This window comes from Syntrophorhabdaceae bacterium (assembly GCA_028713955.1).
Lineage (GTDB): Bacteria > Desulfobacterota > Syntrophorhabdia > Syntrophorhabdales > Syntrophorhabdaceae > UBA5609.
In genome coordinates this window covers 1-18,135 of the sequence record JAQTNJ010000040.1, presented here as the reverse complement: position 1 = coordinate 18,135, position 18,135 = coordinate 1, and the positions used below count along the sequence as shown (strand labels likewise).

Genomic DNA, 18,135 nt, shown 5'->3' with positions numbered 1-18,135 from the left:
AGGGGAAGATACCGAAACCGATGTTACTCCCCGATACGGTATGGATCAATAGGCCGGTATTAAAGAGTGATGGGAAGATACACTAAATGTTTTGCAAAAGTGTCTCATTTTCATTGACATGTTCCGTAGAAGCAGCATAAAGCCGAGAGCGAAGAGCTGAGAGTAAAACAGCTCATGGCTCATAACAAACTCGATACTCGACCATCTATAATCGATCATCGACGTTCTACGTTCAACGTTAAAACCTGATACATCCCACCAATAATCAGCGGAGAGCCGATCGGTTCATCTGTTTCTTCTAGTCTGTCTGATCACAACCAAAGAAAAAAAGTAAAACTCAATGAACCAGAGGAACCATTTTAACCCCTTAAAACCATTCTATATCTATGAAATGAAAAATACAAACATTTTTTATATGGAGTAGCCGGCGCAGACCGCATTCGCCACCTGCCCGATGAGCGAGTCGGGAGGTATCTCGCTGTATCCCAGGAGCTTGTATTTGTCCTTGATCTTCCCTACAACGGTATCGTGCAGCGTCTTCCCCTCCAGGGTCCTGTAGATCACCCTGAGGGTGACATATTCATATTGCCTGCAGTCGATCCTGTCGAGGATGAGGGAATAGTAGGCGCCGGCGATATTGGGCATCAACATAACCAAGTCATCGTACATCCCCCGGCTGTAGATGAACTTTTCCCAGACCATCGCCTCACCGCTTATGCTTCTCACTGCGGACTTCTTCTCGTAGAACATCTGGCCGTCCTCGTTCTCCCCCACCTTTACCCATTCCTCAGTCGTGTACTGGTATTGCCGGGAAAAAAGGGCAAGCTGGATGGCGCAAAAGAAGCAAAAGAACGCAAGGGAAAAGGCCAGCGCCTGCATGATGCCGTAGTTGTGGGCATCATTCTTCATCATCTTCCTCTTCCCTGCCGGATTCGTATTTACAGGTATCACCGTCCCTGTATGAGTCGCAGGACGGAAGGGGGATGCAGGGCATGTTGTTCAGCGTGCACCACTTCCCGCCTGATGCAAACATCGATATGCCGAGTATGTCAAAAAGGTCGTCCATGGTTCATCTCCGGTTCGTTACCGTCTCCGTATCCTCCCCTTCAGGTTCCAGTCCCTGTCGTAGATCCTGTCGCCGTCTCTCCGGTATTTGAGGCCCCAGTTCCTGTCGTATACCTTGTTGCCGTCTATGCGGTATTTGAAGTTCTGCTTCTCGTCATAGACCTTGCTGCCTTCTACCCTGCCCTTTCGATTCCAGTCCCTGTCGTAGATCCTCCCGTTGTCTTCGATGCGGTATTTCAGGTTCCCGTCCCTGTCGTATATCGCCTCCCCGGCAAAAGAAGGGGAACTGATGAGCAAAGAAAGACCGAGGCCCGCGATCACCAGGCAAACCCTGCTATTCAACTGTGACCTCCGCTGTATCCGATGTACGGCATCCTCTTATTATGAATTATACTCTATTTTATCAGACGGTACTGACAACAGGGTGTCAGAGAGAAAAGAAAATAGGCAAGCCGGCACGGCCCATTGGCGGACGCTAAGAGCCATGCCGGGGGTGCCTGTCTTTGATAATGTAAAAACTATTGGTATCTTAGTTTGGCGCAGTACGCGGAAGTTTCTCGCCTCGCTTAACAATCTCAACTGCCTGTGCAAAACGGTTATGAAAAGTACCTTCTGTCAAGGTTGTTGCAATATTGATAGAGAGCCGGCGTTTTGTAACAACGGTAACCTTCGTATGGTCCTTATCGAAAGGTTCAATCCATGCTCCCATAACCGCTCCCCACGAGACCATGTTCACTCCGCTGCTGGTCAGCATATAGCCTTCATCTTTATGTTCTTCAATTGCATCCGAGCCCTCCCAACGAAAGACGGTTTTGGCGATCTCCCACGCCTGGTCTGGAGTTACAGGATAAATCTTCATTGTTCCTTCAGCGTCCGGGCAATAAAGATGACATCGCTGCCGTAATATCCCCGAATGGTCTCGATAAGGATCTTGTCAAAGACGATCTCGCCGCAGTTGTCCCCCAGAAAGACGATCCGTTTTGCATTGCGAAGCCTTTCCTTTAGCTGTTCTGCGCTTGCAGGGTCCAGCATAAAGCCTTCCAGTTTTTTTATGATCTCTTCCACCGGCTGTTCCGCCGCGATCGTCATTATGTCGATTGCATTCCCTGTGATCGAGAATTTAACAGCCGACGACAGGGGGTCCTGGTCTTTCAGAAGGGACTCTTTGACCAAAGGATAGAGCTGAAGCGCTATATCGTTCTGTCTCTTTTTTACTTCTTTCAGGGGGTCATCAATCCCCGACATCTCGCTGAATATGATCCACAGGCGGCTTATGATCTCAGGTGAAGTGATTCTGAAGTCTTGTGGAGACACCGGTTTTTTTCTTTCAATGGCGTCAGCGAATGACCGTATTTTTTGCTCGTCGTTAAGGGCGATGTCTGCAACCTTCGTGAACATCTTCGTGATGCAGGGGTAGCAATCAGGCCATATGTGCATCGGTGTTCCCCTCCAGGATTCATAAGATCAATTTCATGCTTCACGACTCACTCGTGATCACTTTCAGGAGATTTACCTCGTCAAGGGCTTTTCCTGTCCCTTCGGCAACCGCGGTCAGGGGATTGTCCGCGATGATGACAGGAAGGCGGGTCACTTCCTTGATGAGAAGGTCAAGGTTCCTAAGGAGCGCCCCTCCGCCGCTGATAACAATGCCTTTATCAACGATGTCCGCAGCAAGTTCCGGCGGTGTCTGCTCAAGGGCGATCCGTATGGTTTCTATGATGGCATTGACGGGTTCGGCTATGGCCTCCCGAATCTCCCTTGATGAGATCTCCAGGGCTTTTGGTATCCCGGCGATAAGATCCCTTCCCTTGATCTCCATTGTCGTCTCTTCGCCGTCGAGGTTCGGGTATGCCGAACCGATGGTGATCTTGATGTTCTCCGCAGTCCTCTCGCCGATGAGGAGGTTGTACCTCCGCTTGACGTACTGAACGATCGCCTCTTCGATCTTGTCGCCGGCAATGCGCACGGAGTTGCAGTAGACAATGCCGGCGAGGCTGATGACGGCCACTTCGGTGGTGCCTCCTCCGATGTCGACGATCATGTTGCCGCTCGGCTCGGTAATGGGCAGACCAACGCCGATCGCGGCGGCCATAGGCTCTTCAATAAGATACACCTCCCGCGCCCCCGCTGTTTCTGCGGATTCCCTTACGGCCCGCTTTTCGATGGGAGTGATGGCGGAAGGCACAGAGATGACGATCCTCGGCCTCGCATAGGATTTTTTATTATGTATCTTCTGGATGAAGTACTTGAGCATTGCCTCGGTGATCTCGAAATCGGCAATGGCGCCGTCCTTGAGCGGATGGGTGGCGACGATGTTGCCGGGAGTCTTGCCGAGCATCTTTTTTGCCTCTTCGCCGACGGCGATGACCTTTTTAGCTCCCCGGGAATCCTTGTAAACAGCCACCACAGAGGGTTCATTGGAAACGATGCCTTTGTTTTTTGCGTAAACAAGCGTGTTCGAGGTGCCGAGGTCAATGCCCAGATCTTTTGATATGAATCCAAAGAGCGCTCCGAACATTTCTCCTCCTTCCAAAACAGTTATACTATTTTAAAGCCTTAAAAACAATAAACATAGAGATCAAGAGTCGTTAAGGATGGGTGCAATCTCTCCTTGCAATAGCCTTTTCTATTGTCTACAATGAATGTATCGGACAAAATGGAAGCGCTTATCAAACTTAATGAAAAGGCACAGGCAGATCTGCGTGAACGCGTCAAAGAGCTCTCCTGTCTTTATAATATAGCTCGTCTTGCCACCGAGAGAGATGCCGGGATCAATGAGATGCTGGTAAACATTGTGGAGGATCTTCCGCCCGCCTGGCTGTATCCGGAGGCAGCCTGTGCAAGAATTGTTCTCGACGGCTGTTCGTATTCAACACGGAACTACCGGCAGGGAAAATACCGGCAGCGCGAACCGATCATCATCAACGGAAAACGCCGGGGCCATATCGAGGTCTGCTACCGCGATGAACGACCGAGGCACGATGAGGGGCCATTTCTCAAAGAAGAGAGGCATCTGATCGAGGCGGTAGCGAAAGAGATTGCAATCGTTATAATGCGAAAGGAGGCGGAGCAGGACAGGCTGAGGCTTGAAGAGCAGCTCAGGCATGCCGACAGGCTGGCTACCGTCGGCCAGCTTGCTGCCGGTGTTGCCCATGAACTAAATGAGCCCCTCGGACACATACTCGGTTTTGCCCAGCTTGCACAGAAATGCCACGGGCTTCCCTTGCAGGCGCAGGAGGATATCGGCAAGATACTGGCTACGTCCCTTTATGCCCGCGAGATCGTAAAGAAGCTCCTGATCTTTGCCCGCCAGATCCCGCCGCAACGGGGAAAAGTGAACATCAATAACCTTGTTAATGAGGTTTTTAACTTCCTGGAATCACGGTGCGCAGGCAACGGGATCAATGCAGCCCGCTCCCTCTCGCCCGATATCCCGGAGATAGATGCCGACCCTTCACAACTGAAGCAGGTGTTTGTAAATCTTATCGTCAATGCACTGCAGGCAATGCCGGACGGAGGCGACCTAACGATCTCCACACATAAAGGACATCGGAAAATCCATATTATCGTGGAGGATACCGGAGTCGGCATGGACAGGGAGGTCCTCCAGAAGATATTTACCCCCTTTTTCACAACGAAGGATATAGGACTGGGAACGGGCCTGGGGTTACCGGTAGCCCACGGCATCATTGTTGCCCATCAAGGTTCGATCAGGATCGAAAGTAAAGCAGGACAAGGAACTGTATGCAGGATAGAATTGCCGATCAAAGGATCCAAAAAGGTGCGGGAAAAGACTTGGAGCTCTCCGACAGAAAAGACCGCATCTTAACGGTAGATGATGCACCTGCAACGCTGGAAGTGCTCCGGCGCAACCTTGCATCCGCAGGGTACATAGTATTCACCGCATCCAGCGTTGCTGAAGCCATCAAAATTCTTGACGCCGACCCCGTCGACCTTGTCATCACAGACCTCAAGATGCCCGGCATAAGCGGCGTGCATCTTGTGAGGCACATCCGTGAAAACTTCAGCGATATGGAAGTGATGATCATCACCGGCTACCCCAGCGTGCAGGGGGCGGTCGAAGCGGTGAAGACAGGGGCCGAAGAATACCTGGTAAAGCCCTTTACCGACGATGAGCTTCTTTCCGCTGTAGAACGAACCCTCAAGAAGCTTCACATGCGAAGGGTTGCCCATGCATGCCCGCAGAAAAAGACTTCCGCTCCCCATGGCCTTATCGGTGAATCGCCTGCCATGGATAAGATCAGGGACTTTATCGCAAGAGCTGCCCTGACATCTGCAACCGTGCTTATCTGCGGGGAGAGCGGCACCGGGAAAGAGCTGGTCGCGAGGGCTATCCATTACAGCAGCAAAAGGGTTGCAGCGCCCTTTGTACCGGTCAATTGCGGGGCAATACCCGAAGAGTTGCTTGAAAGCGAGCTCTTCGGGCATATCAAGGGCGCCTTTACCGGGGCGGCAGAGACCCGCGCCGGTTTTTTTCAAACAGCGGACGGGGGCACGATCTTTCTTGATGAGATAAGCGAAACAAGCCTGGCAATGCAGATCAAACTTTTACGGGTCCTCCAGGATAAGGAGGTCTGCATGGTCGGCTCGAGCCGTACAAGGAAGGTCGACGTGAGAATCCTTGCATCCACCAATAAAGACCTTCAAACGCTTGTCCAAAAAGGACTGTTCCGGGAGGACCTCTTTTACCGGATCAATGTGATCACCGCAGACCTCCCTCCTTTGAGGGAGCGGGGAAGCGATATATTGCTTTTGATCCGTTTTTTTTCCAGGAAGTTCTCAGAGGAGCTGGGACGGCCGGCGCCCCGGTTTTCTGATCGGGCGTTGGAGGTTCTCCGGAATTACCACTGGCCGGGGAACGTGAGGGAGCTTGAAAATACGGTGCAGCGCCTTGTCGTTATGACAGACGGGGTCACGGTAGACGCCCCTGATCTCCCCGAGCACATGCGTTTTTCGGCCCTCGGGCACGGGTCTTTCAACCGCACCCTCGCGTCGGTCGAGGCCGAATACATCAGGAATGTTTTAGCCAGTGTAAACGGCAATAAGACCAAGGCGGCAGAGATCCTCGGGATCGACAGAAAGACCCTGCGCGAAAAACTTTCAAAAACGCGAAAAACATATTCATGAAGACGGCCACGAGGACTTGGCTTTCCTCGATCTAACGACAGCGCAAAGGGGAATAATTCCCCGGTGGCGCAGAACTACCCGACGGCAGAGGCCGTCCCCTTTTCTTCGCTGAAAAATACTACTACACGTAACCATGCAAGATGATGTGCGATCAACGGTAATCGCAAGGAGGAAGTCCGCTCTTTCTCCTGATTAAAAAACCGTGGCAGGGAAAGTGCATTTCTTTTAGACAGAAAAACCAACCGAACCGAAGGGGAGGTGTGCATGAAGAGGATGGCCAGGGCAGTGAAGGGAAAGGCAAAGCCTGTTCTTTTCGAAGAGAACATATACCAGGGCCTCTGCCCCTCCTGCGTGAACCTCGAAATATGCTCGTTTGCGAGGAAGTCGGAGGGGCCGGTCTTTTACTGCGAGGAATTTGACGATGACGACGGGTCTGCAAGAAAGAATGTCCGCCGGGTGCAGGGGGGCATCAGCGAAGAAAAGGATTGCAGTGGAAACCATATAGGACTGTGTACAACATGCGAGAACCGGGACGATTGTGTCTTTTCCAGGCACGAAGGCGGTATATGGCATTGTGAAGAGTATCGATAAAGGAACTCCCGGAAAGCAGGGAGAATACATGTGCAGGAGAGAACAATATGGAAACAAAAGATATTCTCAATATAATTCGTAAAGGCAACGGGAAGGCGGGGATCATCTCCATCCTTGAAAACATCCAGGAGAGGTACGCCTATCTGCCCGAAAAGGCGCTGAGGCTTATTGCCAGAGAGACCGGATATCCGCTTGTGGATATCTACGGCGTTGCAACGTTCTACAAGGCATTCAGCCTGAAGCCGCGGGGGAAACACTGCATATCGGCATGCCTTGGCACCGCGTGCCACGTCCGCGGCGCCCAGGCCGTCGTGGATGAATTCAAGCGGCAATTGGATCTGGCGCCGGGCGGGACGACCCCTGACAATGAGATCACCCTTGAAACGGTAAACTGCCTCGGGGCATGCGCTTTGGGCCCGATCGTTGTTTCGGACGGGCACTATTTCGCAAATGTAGCCCCTGGGGATACCAAGGATATAATCCAGGGAACAAAGGACGGGGTGTATGGATCGAACGGGAATGCGAAGATGTATCTCTTTCCCATTGAGGCCGCCTGTCCGCAGTGCAACCGGAGCCTGATGGACAGCGAATATCGCCTTGCGGGTTATCCGTCCATCCGGGTCAATGTTCTGGCGGGAGAGGCGAGGGGATGGGCGAGGCTGCCCTCCCTTTACGGCAATTTTACGAGGATCTACGAGCACGAGATCCCGGATAATACGCTGGTCAAATTTCTCTGCCCCCATTGCGGTTCGAGCCTCCAGGGCAAGGCCGGCTGCATGGAATGCAACGCACCGATGGCGACGGTAAAAGTAAACGGGGGAGGCGGGGTTGTCAGCATCTGTACGCGCACCGGATGCGCCGGGCACATGCTTGAGCTCAACGGAGCTGCGGCATGATGGATGTGCGCAGGGATAAGCTCGCATCAGTAGATGAATTCTTTGCAATGCAGGCGCAGCTCATTGCCCATGACGATCCGGAGATGCCGACCATCGTCATCTCCGCAGGCACCTGCGGCCAGGCAAGCGGCGCAAACGCTTTGATCCGCGTGGCAAAGGGCGAGCTTCTGCAGAAAAAGCTCACAGGCAGGATCCGCCTCCGCATTACGGGCTGCCACGGCTTCTGCGCAATGGAACCGTCCGCGCTTGTGGAGCCCAGGAGGACATTCTATCCGAAGATAAACCCGGACGATATGATAACGATCATTGAGGCGACAGCGAAAGGCGACATCGTCGAAAGGCTGCTTTTTGTCGATCCTGAAACAGGCAGGCGGATCGAGAGAGAGGAAGATATACCCTTTTTTAAAAGACAGCTCAGGACCATCATCGGCCGGAACGAAAAGGTCGACCCCCTTCGCATCGATGATTACATACGCAACGGCGGCTATCAATCTTTCGCGAAGGTCATGTCCGGGCAAGGGCCCCGGTTTGTGCTCGATGAGGTAAAGGCATCGGGGCTGAGAGGGCGGGGTGGAGCGGGGTTTCCCACAGGGCAGAAGTGGGAGCTCTTCGCCTCCCAGAAAAACGGCGCCGCAAAATACCTTATATGCAATGCCGACGAGGGGGACCCCGGCGCTTATATGGACAGAAGCGTCCTGGAGGGCAACCCCCACAGCATCATTGAGGGCATGCTGATAGGCGCCTACGGTACGGGCGCGACGGAGGGCATCATCTACATCCGCACCGAATATCCGCTGGCGATCAAACATCTCAACGTTGCCCTTTCGCAGGCCGGGGAATTGGGCCTGCTCGGTAAGGACATCATGGGAACAGGGTTGTCTTTTGACGTAGAGATCGTGAAGGGAGCAGGCGCGTTTGTCTGCGGTGAAGAGACCGCGTTGATAAGGTCTATCGAGGGCAGGATGGGAGAGCCCCGGCAGAGGCCGCCATTCCCGATCGTGAAAGGACTCTACGGAAAACCTACCATGATAAACAATGTGGAGACCTGGGCGAATATCCCTGTCATAATAAGCTTTGGCGGCCGGTCTTTTGCCGGTGTAGGGACGGAGAGAAGCTCCGGAACAAAGATCTTCAGCCTTGTAGGAAAGATAAAAAACACGGGGCTTGTCGAGGTTCCGATGGGAATGACCATAAGAGAGGTCGTCGGTAATATCGGAGGAGGACCGGCAGAGAACGGAGCAATAAAGGCAATCCAGACCGGGGGCCCATCCGGGGGCTGCATCCCGGCATCGATGTTCGATCTGACGATCGACTATGAAAGCCTGAAAAATGTAGGCTCTATCATGGGGTCCGGCGGCATGATCGTAATGGACGACAAGACCTGCATGGTGGATGTGGCCAAGTACTTCATGAACTTCCTGAAGGACGAGTCCTGCGGAAAATGCTTCACGTGCCGGAAAGGCACCCAGAGGATGTACGAGATACTTGACGATATCTCAAGGGGAAAGGGAAACCTTGAATCTCTTGACCTCCTTGAAGAGCTCGCTGTAACCGTACGGGACACGACCATGTGCGGCCTGGGACAGACGGCGTCAAATCCCGTCCTCTCCACGCTGCGCTACTTCCGGGACGAATACATTGAGCATATCGAAAAGAAGCGTTGTCCGGCAGGGGTATGCAAAGGTCTCGTCACCTATTTTATCAGTGACCGCTGCACAGGATGTATGCTCTGTGTGAAGGCCTGTCCCCAGGGAGCGATCACAGGAAAGAAGAAGCAACGGCACGTTATAGATGCGGACAGGTGCATCAAGTGCGGGAACTGCAGGGACGTTTGTAAGGCAGGCGCCGTAGAAGTGGTATGAGCGGAAGTAAACGATAAAGAAGAGGAGCGCACATGATAAACCTTACATTAAATGGCCTCAACGTCTCCGTTGAAGAGGGGACGACGCTGCTCGAAGCCGCAAATTTTTATGGCTTCCCCATCCCCACGCTGTGCCACAAGGAGGGGCTTACTCCTTACGGGGCGTGCAGGCTTTGCGTGGTGGAGATCGGGGAGGGGGAGGGCGCGAGGCTCGTTTCATCGTGCACCTATCCGGCAGAGGAGGGTCTGAAGGTCCGGACCGCCTCGGAACGGGTCATAAAGGCGCGAAGAATGATTATAGAGCTCCTGCTCGCATCATGTCCGCAGTCGAAAACGATTCAGGACATTGCCTCTCAATATAACGTGCGCCAGCAGCGATTTCGACAGGAATACGAAGACTGCATACTGTGCGGATTGTGCGTGCGCATGTGCAAGGAACAGATGATGGCCAACGCGATCGGATTCCGTGGTCGCGGGACCAACAGGAGCATCGGGACGCCGTTCGATGTTCGTTCGGACGTCTGCAGGCTCTGCGGCGCCTGCATGTATATCTGCCCGGCCTGCGAGCTCCGGTGCACTTACACTGAACCGGAAAAGGCAATATGCGGCGGCTGCGCGAACTTGAGCCCGCCCTGTCTCGAGAAGGAGCAGTTCCACGACATGATGTGCTACATGTCGCCGTGCGCGGCGTGTGAAATAAAAAAAGATTAGCAGAAAGGAGAGCTATACATGTCTTTTTCAAGAATAAACACCTCAAGCGCAACCCTTACCAAGAACAGGACCGAGGAGTCGATAACCCCTGCCTCAGGCATGTGCGTAACCTGCGTCGACGGCTGCATCGGCATGTGCGAAATAGGCAAGTCCGCATACCGCGGCCATGAAGTTATATACCCGCAGCCCTTCGGCGTCATCACCACGGCAGCGGAAAAGAAATATCCTGTCGACTATTCGCATTTCAACATTATGGGCACGGTAGTGGGCGCACAAGGCATAGAGGCCGATAGCGACAAGGCCATCTTCCCGGCGGTAAGCCTTGAGGTCCATATAGGGTATGACAGGGGGATAAGATTTCGTTACCCCTGGATCATCTCCGGCATCGGCTCGACCAACATCGCCAAAAACAACTGGGAGGGGCTTGCGATAGGCTCCGCGCTGTCAGGCACAGGGCTCACCATAGGCGAAAATGTCGTCGGAATGGACCCTGAAGCCGTTTTCAAGGGTGGCAGGATTGTTGATACTGTGGACCTGAAGCGCCGCGTAAAACTGTACAAGGACTATCAGCATGACGGGTACGGTGCGATCATCGTGCAGGCCAATGTGGAAGACAGCCGCTTGAAGGTGCAGGAATACGCCATCGGGGAACTCGGGGTAGAATGCGTGGAGCTCAAGTGGGGCCAGGGCGCAAAGGACATAGGCGGCGAGGTCAAGATAAAGGACCTGAAGAAGGCGCAGATGCTTCAGGAGAGGGGATACATTGTGCTGCCCAACCCCAATGACCCGAATGTGATAAAGGCCTTTGAAATGGGGGCATTCAAGGAGTTCGAGCGGCATTCGAGGGTTGGAATGATAACCGAGGAATCTTTTGCGAAGACCGTGGATGGCCTCCGCAAGGCAGGGGCAAAATATATCTTCCTCAAGACCGGGGCATACCGCCCTGCCGATCTGGCGCGTGCCGTTTCATTCTCGTCAAAATATAAGCTGGACCTTCTTACCGTTGATGCTGCCGGCGGCGGCACAGGGATGAGCCCGTGGCGGATGATGAACGAATGGGGCGTTCCCCCTGTGGAGCTTCACTCGCTTGTGTATCAGTACGCAAAGAGGCTTTCGGAAAAGAAGAGATACCTGCCCGCTATCGCTGTGAACGGCGGATTCGTATTCGAGGATCAGATATTCAAAGGCCTTGCCATGGGCGCGCCCTTTGTGAAGATAGTGGGAATGGCGCGCGCCCCTATAGCTGCGGCAATGGTAGGCAAGACGATAGGCCTGTCTATTGCGGCGCAGCAGGTTCCTGTCTATATAGAGCGGTTCGGCAATACAAAGGACGAGATCTTTGTCACCGCAAGCTCTCTCCGCAAGGAACTGGGAAATGAGGCATTCGAAAAACTGCCCACAGGCGCGATCGGCCTCTATACATACTATGAACGGCTGGCGCAGGGTCTTCGTCAGCTCATGGCCGGGAGCAGGAAGTTTTCCCTGGAGCATATGTCGCGGAACGACCTGGCGGCATTGACCCGTGAAGCGGCCGAGATCAGCAACATCCAGTATATTATGGATGTTGACAGGGCAGAGGTCGAAAAGATACTTTCCTGAAGGCGGCGAGTTTATCGAAGGATTGAGAGAAAGACTCTTATTTCTTAGAGAGCTATTGGATGAAGATGGCTGTATCTTTGTTAGACTGGATTATCACTTTGGTCATTACATAAAAGTAATTCTTGATGAAATATTTGATTACAACTTTGAGAATGCCTGCAATATAATGTCTAGGAACATCCTTCACAATTTATTTTCTTCATTATTGCTTTCAGCGAATTATTTCATCACGTTCTTTGAGCGCTGCAATTTCACTTTCGAGTATACACTTTAAACGTGATGGATCCATCGACAGCATCTCATCGATCATCGAGATAAGATGCCTTGATGTAAGCACTCTCGGCAATAAAACATAATCAGCGCCTTCTGTATACATCTTTAAAGCTCTTTGTACACTCTCGGCCGTAACAATGATCTTTGCGTGGGGGCTGATATTTTTTATATGCCTTATAAGTTTCAGGTTATCCGTTCCGACCAATATAGTGTCGGGTATCGTAGAAATAACCAGCTTAGCTTGATGGATTCCGGCGTGGTGGAGTGTGTCAAGGTGGCCAATATCCCCATATATGACCTTGATACCCATTGCCTGGAGCGTTGAGTGCACTTCCGGATTGAAGTCAACCACCACGATCTTATCCTTTAACTTTGCCAATGAAGCGTTTTGATCCATATCAAGCAGCTCTCGTAAAAGCGAGCTCGCTGTACGGTGGAATCCAAGTATGGCAATCTCCTTACCGGATTGTTCTTCACTCTCATCTTGCTGCGTCTCGATGTCTTTTAGCCCTATATTCTGCAGCACGCCATTGAATGCTTTCTGCAGGGTATCGCTGTATTTTATCATATATGTTGAAACTACCGAGGTTATTACGAAAATAAAGATTACTACAGACATGATATCTTGCCCTATATGACCAGCCTTCATGCCCAGCGCTGTTATCACGAGCGAAAATTCACTTATCTGTGAAAGGTTTATCGATGTAAGGATGCTGACCCTGTTTCCGTTCTTTAGAAGATATAGGACCGGGTAGATTGATAAAAATCTGGAGCCTATAAGAAAAAGAGAAGCGACACCGGCAATTGCCAGGATGCCCGGGGCGTTCAATGGATCAGGTATCTGCATACCCAGAGCGACAAAAAAGAGGGTCACGAAAAAATCCCTTATGTTGATCACTTTTGCTATGACATCAAGGTTATATGGAAATGTTGAGATCGCAATCCCCGCGATCAGAGCGCCCATTTCCAGAGATAGATCTAAAAACCCGGCCAGGCCGCATATAAAAAAGCACCAGCCGAGCGATGATATCAGGACAAGCTCGGGAATCTTCGATATGGTCCTGAACAAGCGGGGAAGAACATATTTACTGAGCAATAAGCTGATCCCCACCAGCGCCGCCCCTTTGATGAATGAAAAGAGGATCGTAAGTATCTGGGGATCAGAAAGGTTCGGCTGGATGCCCAGCAATATGATCGCCCATATGTCCTGAAACACCAGGACGCCCAAGGTGATTCTTCCTGCCAGCGTATCGATCTCAAACTTTCCATAAAGCAGTTTCACGACAATGGCTGTGCTGCTCAAGGCACAGCAGGCGGCAAGGTATAAGAGGTCATACCGCCCTCCGCCGATACGATACCCCAGCAAATAAAAGAACCCCAACCCGAGCAAAACACATATAACGAACTGAGAAAGGCCGCTTACAACAAGCGACCTGCCGGATGCCTTCAGCTTTTTAATGTCTATTTCGAGACCTATCAGGAAAAGAAGGAGTATGAGCCCGATGTGGGAAATTGTTTCTATATCGTGCAGACTTGCTACCAGCCCGAATCCAATATTCGGGCCTATGAAGACACCGGCAGCAATATATGCAAGCAGGAGCGGCTGCTTCAATACGTGGCCGATAAAAGACATAACGGTGGCTGCCAGTATTGCGACGCCCACACTGCTTATGAGGTTTCCGCCTCCGCTTTCGCCGGCCATTGCATATTTTGAGAACAGAACAAAAACACCTGCCCATAAAGCTATGCGGAATGGTAGCTTAGGCATATGATGTTTAATTATTTGCAATATATTCATTTATGCCTTTCATATCTCTTTTATATGCCTGCAATAAAAGTTCAAATTTCCTTGTCTTGATTATGCTCTTGCACGCAAAAATAGCTATCGTGAAGGCAAGGTAGAAATAGCCGAACGCCGCCTGAATTATACTACATACTTTTCCCAGCGTGGAAAAGGGTATGATGTCCCCATATCCGACGGTCGTCTGCGTTGTTACGCTAAAATAAAAACAATCCAAGTACGTTATTAAGGCAGCTTGCCCTGAACCATGGCTGCTATGCTTTAACGAGGGGTATCCTTCTAAAGACGGCAATATCATATAGTACAAGGCTGAAAAAAAGACCGACACAACCATAAAGAACAATACGATATAGTACGGGCTTTTATCGTTATTGATGATGTTTATTAAAATCTTTTTCATACCGACTAAACCCCCTCGCAATTTAAGTCTTTTAGATGTGTTTTTTTTGGAGTGCCATTTGCAATAGCTATTTAAAGTAGTTTTGTTAAATCTTTTTATGGGAAAATAAAACTGTTATGAATATGATTTGTTTATAAAGTGACATGATAATAAAAAGAAAAATGAAAGTCAACGGATAAGTGCTCAGAGAAGGAATCGTCTTCAGTTAACCAATGATTATTGCTTAAAAGCGCAGATAAACCATTGCATTGCAAAATTGTTCAGTTCAGGAAGCAGCCCAATACATGCTGGAACAGAAAATAAGCTGACAAATATTTGCACATTTCGCCCCGTTATTAACAAATCCGACAAGTATTCAATAAGGTTTGGCTTTTGTATCGAATTTATATGGGAAAACCACGCCAGTATCTACATCATGTAAATATAAGAATATCTATGCTTGTCTTTGCAACCGTAATGAAAGACCAAGTATCTTTATTACCTTGAGGACTGTGGCAAAGGAGGGGTTGCCCCCGGGATTCAAAGATTTGTACAGACTTTCCCGACCGAGACCGGTGTTTTTGGCAATGTCAGTCATGCCTCTCGCTCTTGCTATATCACCTATGGCAGCCTGTATGAGAGAAGGGTCACCATCCTCAAACGCCGCTTCAAGATAATTTACCATATCTTCTTCGGTTTTCAGATGGTCTGCAGCATCCCATGGTCTTGTTTTCATAGCTTATCCCTCCGCTTGAATCTCTTTGGCCAGCATCTTTGCTCTGGCTATGTCTTTATTCTGTGTTTTCTTATCCCCTCCGGCAAGAAGAATAACAAAGGTTTTGCCTTTGCTCACATAATAAACCCGGTAACCCGGTCCGTAATCTATTTTGAGTTCCATAACTCCTTCACCTACCGGTCTTGTTTCGCCGGGATTGCCAAGAGACAGGCGGCGTATTCTGACATCTATTCTGGCCTTTGCTCTGCTATCAGAAAGACTGTCAAACCATTCTTCATACGCTTCAGTCTGTTTAATCTTGATCACTAGTATATAATGTATCCTATGAGATACATTATGTCAAGTGGAAAGGCTATGGTAAGGTTTCGGGAAAAGCGTGCCATTTCTTTGTAACTTATCTAGCGGTTTCTGCAATATCGGGAAAAAGGCCTGACACCACGAAATGTAAATTGTTGTGGTTGCCCAACCAATTTATTACCTCCTGAAAGCCAACATACTTCCCAGCTGCCCAAGATTGTTAATTACGCCCCGTAACATATAAAACAACACAAACGGTCAGCCGCAGAATCTGTTTATGAAGAAACAACAGTTCCCCAAAGACCTTTATGTTTCTACCCGTAATACATTACAGGTTATTTTTATTTGCCATGGAGAATATCCATCCAGCGTATCGCTTCATGCTCACTTACCTTGCCCAGGTAAATCTGTGTTGTCTTTAAGTCCTGATGACGGAGTATCACCTTGGACACGATTTCCAACGGTACTCCGTTGCGGCTGGCATAGGTGGCAGAATATCTTCTGAGGTCGTGGGGAGATAGGGTAATCTGTAATCTGCTTCCCAGCTTTTTGATGAATGTCCTTGCCGTAGAGTAGCAGATGGGGAATACACGGGTATCAGAAGACATTCCTTTATGGGTTATATATTCACTGAGCCGTTTTGCTACCTGTTCCGGCATGAAGGCGGCCTCCGATTCGTTTCCTGACTTTGGGGTCTTGATGGTAAGCCTTCTTTCGGAGACATCTGATGCCCTGATATTTAGCAGTTCGCCTATCCTTAGCCCGCAGCGAGCCATAAGTTCAAGCATCAACCTGTTCCTCTGGTTTTTTGTGTTGTATATCATCTCATCGACAATCTCCTTTTCAAGGATCATCTTCGGTGTCTGCCTTGGCATCCTGAATGTCTTTGAAAGCAGAGGGGCACTGCATGGGTTCTTGAGATCTGGCAAACATTTTTCAATGATAAAGTTAAAGAAAGCTTTGAGCTGGGCATACCTTAACCTTCCGGTGGCTTTGGATAATGTTTTTGTCATCTGTTCCAGGAAATGGTAGATTTCGTCTGCTTTTATGGAATCGAGATCACGATCAGAAAAAAGAGAGTCGAAATACTGCAATAAGAATCTGTAGCTGTCCGCAGTTCTTTTTCTGTGGTTTGCCTGCTGGTAAAACCTGAATAATGATATCGCTTCTTTTACGTTCATGGCTACCTCCTCTTTTGAAGGTCCTTGGGGATAGTATGAGTATAGAACAGGAAGAGGCTGATGAGGGGTTTTGAAGGCAAAAAGGTTTGTCCTTATGAAGGTACTACTACTAAATTGATTCAGTGAAATTATATGTTGAGAATTACAAATCGTAATTGCCTAGTCTTTCTGGCTGATAGATAACTTCCATTACTTGGAATCTTTTTGTTCCCGCTGGGACCTCCCATTCTATTATGTCCCCTTCCCTGTAACCGATTAAGGCAGTCCCTATTGGTGCCAGTATTGAAACAGCCTTTTCGGTAATATTTGTTTTGCCTGGAAAGACAAGAGTGAATGTCTTTTCTTCGCCAGTATCCAAGTCTTTGATGCGGACTATTGAATTCATGGTGACAACATTATCAGGGATGTTTTTCGGATCCACGACCCTTGCTTTGTCCAGCTCATCTTCCAGATTTTCAAGGTAGGGATTATCGTTCCCGCCATATATCTCTATAATCGCGCGTAGTTTTTCCATGTCGTATTCCGTTATATAGATTTCTCTTGTTTTCATAACGTTACCTCCTGATACATTTTATCTATACTCTGTAACGATAGTTGCCCTGCCTTCCTCATCAAATTCCTCAAGACAGATTAGTTTTCCTCGGCTGTATCTCTCAATCCTTGCCAACTGTCCGGTTGTATGATAGTACCTGTAGTCGCCCCGCCGTTCCCCTTGGTTGAACGTCCCCTCTTCCAGCAAGTTGCCATATATGTCGCACTTTTTATATGATCCATTTAATCTCCCGTCACTGTATTCTGCTCTTGTTTCGATGTTCCCATTATCATGATAACTTGTAAAAGCTCCGTTAAGTTTGCCGTCTTTATAGTTTGCTTCAACCCATGGTGTGCCGTCACGTCTATACATTCTACTTGGACCGTGCAAGTGGCCTTGCATGAAAGTGCTTTTCTCAAATATTTCCCCACTTGGGTAATAATCAATACCCCTTCCATGTGCTCTGCCATCTTTGAACATAATTTCTTTTTTTATCACACCGATTCGGTAGTACTCCCTCACAATACCGTTGGGAATTGTACCTGTCCCATGAAGAAGAATGCCATTTTTATCATATAATTCCGTCGCTATTTCTTGATCGTCGCAATAGTAACGTATCTGTTCAAACCGTCCTTTCTCTTTGAATGAGACAATCCTTGTTACCACATTTATCCTTCCAAGTATTTCTTTGTTTCTCTAATAATAACAGTGCCAAAGAACATAAACTAAAGGCAAACATCCTAAATGTTTGCCAGAGGTGAAACGATGAAAACTAGTTTTTACAGTATTGTTTTAAAAGCTGATTTAAGGATACATAGAGCGCTTGAGTTAACACAAAAGAAACTGTATTTTGCCACGCAAATCATTTATAAAATTAACATAAAAGTGGCATGATGTCAAACTGCTATTTCTATTAGGTATTGATCTCAAAAATATTCAGCCCTCTGTGCCAATATAAGTGAGACACTTTCTACCCAATAGTTTAGACTCTAAGGGCGGGAAGGAGAAAGCAAATGAAAGATAAAGATTCAATGACAGCAGAACTCAGGAAATCAGATATCAGAG

At 49.4% G+C, this 18,135-nt stretch carries 20 protein-coding genes; 7 read left to right on the top strand and 13 right to left on the bottom strand.

The genetic code is table 11. The features are described 5' to 3' along the window. Window positions 1-411 precede the first annotated feature (411 nt). The 6 genes from PHU49_05610 to PHU49_05585 form a co-directional block, all read right to left on the bottom strand. On the bottom strand, window positions 412-912 hold the full coding sequence (locus tag PHU49_05610; protein ID MDD5243474.1) for a hypothetical protein: 501 nt from the start codon (window positions 910-912) through the stop codon (window positions 412-414). Continuing rightward, window positions 899-1,066: a hypothetical protein gene (locus tag PHU49_05605; protein ID MDD5243473.1), complete on the bottom strand. Its 168-nt coding sequence runs from the start codon at window positions 1,064-1,066 to the stop codon at window positions 899-901. Before PHU49_05605 ends, PHU49_05610 begins: the two co-directional genes overlap by 14 nt. Before the next feature lie 17 nt (window positions 1,067-1,083). Continuing rightward, the gene (locus PHU49_05600) at window positions 1,084-1,407 is read right to left on the bottom strand and encodes a hypothetical protein (protein ID MDD5243472.1); all 324 of its coding nucleotides are present in this window, start codon (window positions 1,405-1,407) and stop codon (window positions 1,084-1,086) included. Window positions 1,408-1,594: 187 nt separating this feature from the next. Further along, window positions 1,595-1,924 (bottom strand): hypothetical protein, encoded by a 330-nt coding sequence (locus PHU49_05595; protein ID MDD5243471.1) that lies wholly within the window; start codon window positions 1,922-1,924, stop codon window positions 1,595-1,597. Continuing rightward, on the bottom strand, window positions 1,921-2,502 hold the full coding sequence (locus PHU49_05590) for an ARMT1-like domain-containing protein (GenBank protein MDD5243470.1): 582 nt from the start codon (window positions 2,500-2,502) through the stop codon (window positions 1,921-1,923). The genes PHU49_05595 and PHU49_05590 overlap by 4 nt, the downstream gene beginning before the upstream one ends. 40 nt (window positions 2,503-2,542) lie before the next feature. After that, entirely contained in the window at window positions 2,543-3,583 is a 1,041-nt protein-coding gene (locus tag PHU49_05585; GenBank protein MDD5243469.1) for a rod shape-determining protein, read from the bottom strand. Window positions 3,584-3,721: 138 nt separating this feature from the next. On the opposite strand from PHU49_05585, the gene PHU49_05580 reads away from it, so the two are divergent. From PHU49_05580 to PHU49_05550, 7 genes are all read left to right on the top strand, one after another. Then, complete coding sequence (locus PHU49_05580) at window positions 3,722-4,894, top strand: ATP-binding protein (GenBank protein ID MDD5243468.1); 1,173 nt, start codon at window positions 3,722-3,724, stop codon at window positions 4,892-4,894. Then, window positions 4,810-6,213: a sigma-54 dependent transcriptional regulator gene (locus PHU49_05575; GenBank protein MDD5243467.1), complete on the top strand. Its 1,404-nt coding sequence runs from the start codon at window positions 4,810-4,812 to the stop codon at window positions 6,211-6,213. The genes PHU49_05580 and PHU49_05575 overlap by 85 nt, the downstream gene beginning before the upstream one ends. A gap of 264 nt (window positions 6,214-6,477) precedes the next feature. Next, window positions 6,478-6,804 (top strand): hypothetical protein, encoded by a 327-nt coding sequence (locus PHU49_05570; GenBank protein ID MDD5243466.1) that lies wholly within the window; start codon window positions 6,478-6,480, stop codon window positions 6,802-6,804. A 47-nt stretch (window positions 6,805-6,851) separates the two neighbouring features. Then, window positions 6,852-7,700, top strand: a complete 849-nt coding sequence (locus PHU49_05565) for an NAD(P)H-dependent oxidoreductase subunit E (protein MDD5243465.1) — start codon at window positions 6,852-6,854, stop codon at window positions 7,698-7,700. Continuing rightward, complete coding sequence (locus PHU49_05560) at window positions 7,697-9,562, top strand: NADH-ubiquinone oxidoreductase-F iron-sulfur binding region domain-containing protein (protein MDD5243464.1); 1,866 nt, start codon at window positions 7,697-7,699, stop codon at window positions 9,560-9,562. The genes PHU49_05565 and PHU49_05560 overlap by 4 nt, the downstream gene beginning before the upstream one ends. Window positions 9,563-9,594: 32 nt before the next feature. After that, complete coding sequence (locus PHU49_05555; protein MDD5243463.1) at window positions 9,595-10,272, top strand: 2Fe-2S iron-sulfur cluster-binding protein; 678 nt, start codon at window positions 9,595-9,597, stop codon at window positions 10,270-10,272. 18 nt (window positions 10,273-10,290) lie between these two features. After that, window positions 10,291-11,871, top strand: a complete 1,581-nt coding sequence (locus PHU49_05550; GenBank protein ID MDD5243462.1) for an FMN-binding glutamate synthase family protein — start codon at window positions 10,291-10,293, stop codon at window positions 11,869-11,871. Window positions 11,872-12,082: 211 nt separating this feature from the next. On the opposite strand, the gene PHU49_05545 is transcribed toward PHU49_05550, so the two are convergent. From PHU49_05545 to PHU49_05515, 7 genes are all read right to left on the bottom strand, one after another. Next, window positions 12,083-13,912: a cation:proton antiporter gene (locus PHU49_05545; protein MDD5243461.1), complete on the bottom strand. Its 1,830-nt coding sequence runs from the start codon at window positions 13,910-13,912 to the stop codon at window positions 12,083-12,085. A gap of 7 nt (window positions 13,913-13,919) precedes the next feature. Further along, window positions 13,920-14,345: a potassium channel family protein gene (locus PHU49_05540; GenBank protein ID MDD5243460.1), complete on the bottom strand. Its 426-nt coding sequence runs from the start codon at window positions 14,343-14,345 to the stop codon at window positions 13,920-13,922. Window positions 14,346-14,778: 433 nt separating this feature from the next. After that, on the bottom strand, window positions 14,779-15,060 hold the full coding sequence (locus PHU49_05535) for a putative addiction module antidote protein (protein MDD5243459.1): 282 nt from the start codon (window positions 15,058-15,060) through the stop codon (window positions 14,779-14,781). A 3-nt stretch (window positions 15,061-15,063) separates the two neighbouring features. Then, window positions 15,064-15,366, bottom strand: coding sequence for a type II toxin-antitoxin system RelE/ParE family toxin (locus PHU49_05530; GenBank protein ID MDD5243458.1), 303 nt, complete (start codon window positions 15,364-15,366; stop codon window positions 15,064-15,066). Between the two features lie 332 nt (window positions 15,367-15,698). Then, window positions 15,699-16,538 (bottom strand): site-specific integrase, encoded by an 840-nt coding sequence (locus tag PHU49_05525; protein MDD5243457.1) that lies wholly within the window; start codon window positions 16,536-16,538, stop codon window positions 15,699-15,701. 142 nt (window positions 16,539-16,680) lie between these two features. Next, a complete protein-coding gene (gene rnk / locus PHU49_05520) occupies window positions 16,681-17,088 on the bottom strand; it encodes a nucleoside diphosphate kinase regulator (protein ID MDD5243456.1) in 408 nt (135 codons plus the stop codon). A gap of 21 nt (window positions 17,089-17,109) precedes the next feature. Continuing rightward, window positions 17,110-17,736 (bottom strand): toxin-antitoxin system YwqK family antitoxin, encoded by a 627-nt coding sequence (locus PHU49_05515; protein ID MDD5243455.1) that lies wholly within the window; start codon window positions 17,734-17,736, stop codon window positions 17,110-17,112. Between the last annotated feature and the right edge of the window lie 399 nt (window positions 17,737-18,135).

Bases quoted from the DNA above. Each gene is read 5' to 3' on its own strand.
- PHU49_05585 (MDD5243469.1), bottom strand. From the start codon at position 3,583: ATGTTCGGAGCGCTCTTTGGATTCATATCAAAAGATCTGGGCATTGAC.
- PHU49_05590 (MDD5243470.1), bottom strand. From the start codon at position 2,502: ATGCACATATGGCCTGATTGCTACCCCTGCATCACGAAGATGTTCACG.
- PHU49_05570 (MDD5243466.1), top strand. From the start codon at position 6,478: ATGAAGAGGATGGCCAGGGCAGTGAAGGGAAAGGCAAAGCCTGTTCTT.
- PHU49_05545 (MDD5243461.1), bottom strand. From the start codon at position 13,912: ATGCCTAAGCTACCATTCCGCATAGCTTTATGGGCAGGTGTTTTTGTT.
- PHU49_05535 (MDD5243459.1), bottom strand. From the start codon at position 15,060: ATGAAAACAAGACCATGGGATGCTGCAGACCATCTGAAAACCGAAGAA.
- PHU49_05580 (MDD5243468.1), top strand. From the start codon at position 3,722: ATGGAAGCGCTTATCAAACTTAATGAAAAGGCACAGGCAGATCTGCGT.
- PHU49_05565 (MDD5243465.1), top strand. From the start codon at position 6,852: ATGGAAACAAAAGATATTCTCAATATAATTCGTAAAGGCAACGGGAAG.
- PHU49_05605 (MDD5243473.1), bottom strand. From the start codon at position 1,066: ATGGACGACCTTTTTGACATACTCGGCATATCGATGTTTGCATCAGGC.
- PHU49_05540 (MDD5243460.1), bottom strand. From the start codon at position 14,345: ATGAAAAAGATTTTAATAAACATCATCAATAACGATAAAAGCCCGTAC.
- rnk (MDD5243456.1), bottom strand. From the start codon at position 17,088: ATGAAAACAAGAGAAATCTATATAACGGAATACGACATGGAAAAACTA.
- PHU49_05560 (MDD5243464.1), top strand. From the start codon at position 7,697: ATGATGGATGTGCGCAGGGATAAGCTCGCATCAGTAGATGAATTCTTT.
- PHU49_05550 (MDD5243462.1), top strand. From the start codon at position 10,291: ATGTCTTTTTCAAGAATAAACACCTCAAGCGCAACCCTTACCAAGAAC.
- PHU49_05575 (MDD5243467.1), top strand. From the start codon at position 4,810: ATGCAGGATAGAATTGCCGATCAAAGGATCCAAAAAGGTGCGGGAAAA.
- PHU49_05595 (MDD5243471.1), bottom strand. From the start codon at position 1,924: ATGAAGATTTATCCTGTAACTCCAGACCAGGCGTGGGAGATCGCCAAA.
- PHU49_05610 (MDD5243474.1), bottom strand. From the start codon at position 912: ATGATGAAGAATGATGCCCACAACTACGGCATCATGCAGGCGCTGGCC.
- PHU49_05525 (MDD5243457.1), bottom strand. From the start codon at position 16,538: ATGAACGTAAAAGAAGCGATATCATTATTCAGGTTTTACCAGCAGGCA.
- PHU49_05555 (MDD5243463.1), top strand. From the start codon at position 9,595: ATGATAAACCTTACATTAAATGGCCTCAACGTCTCCGTTGAAGAGGGG.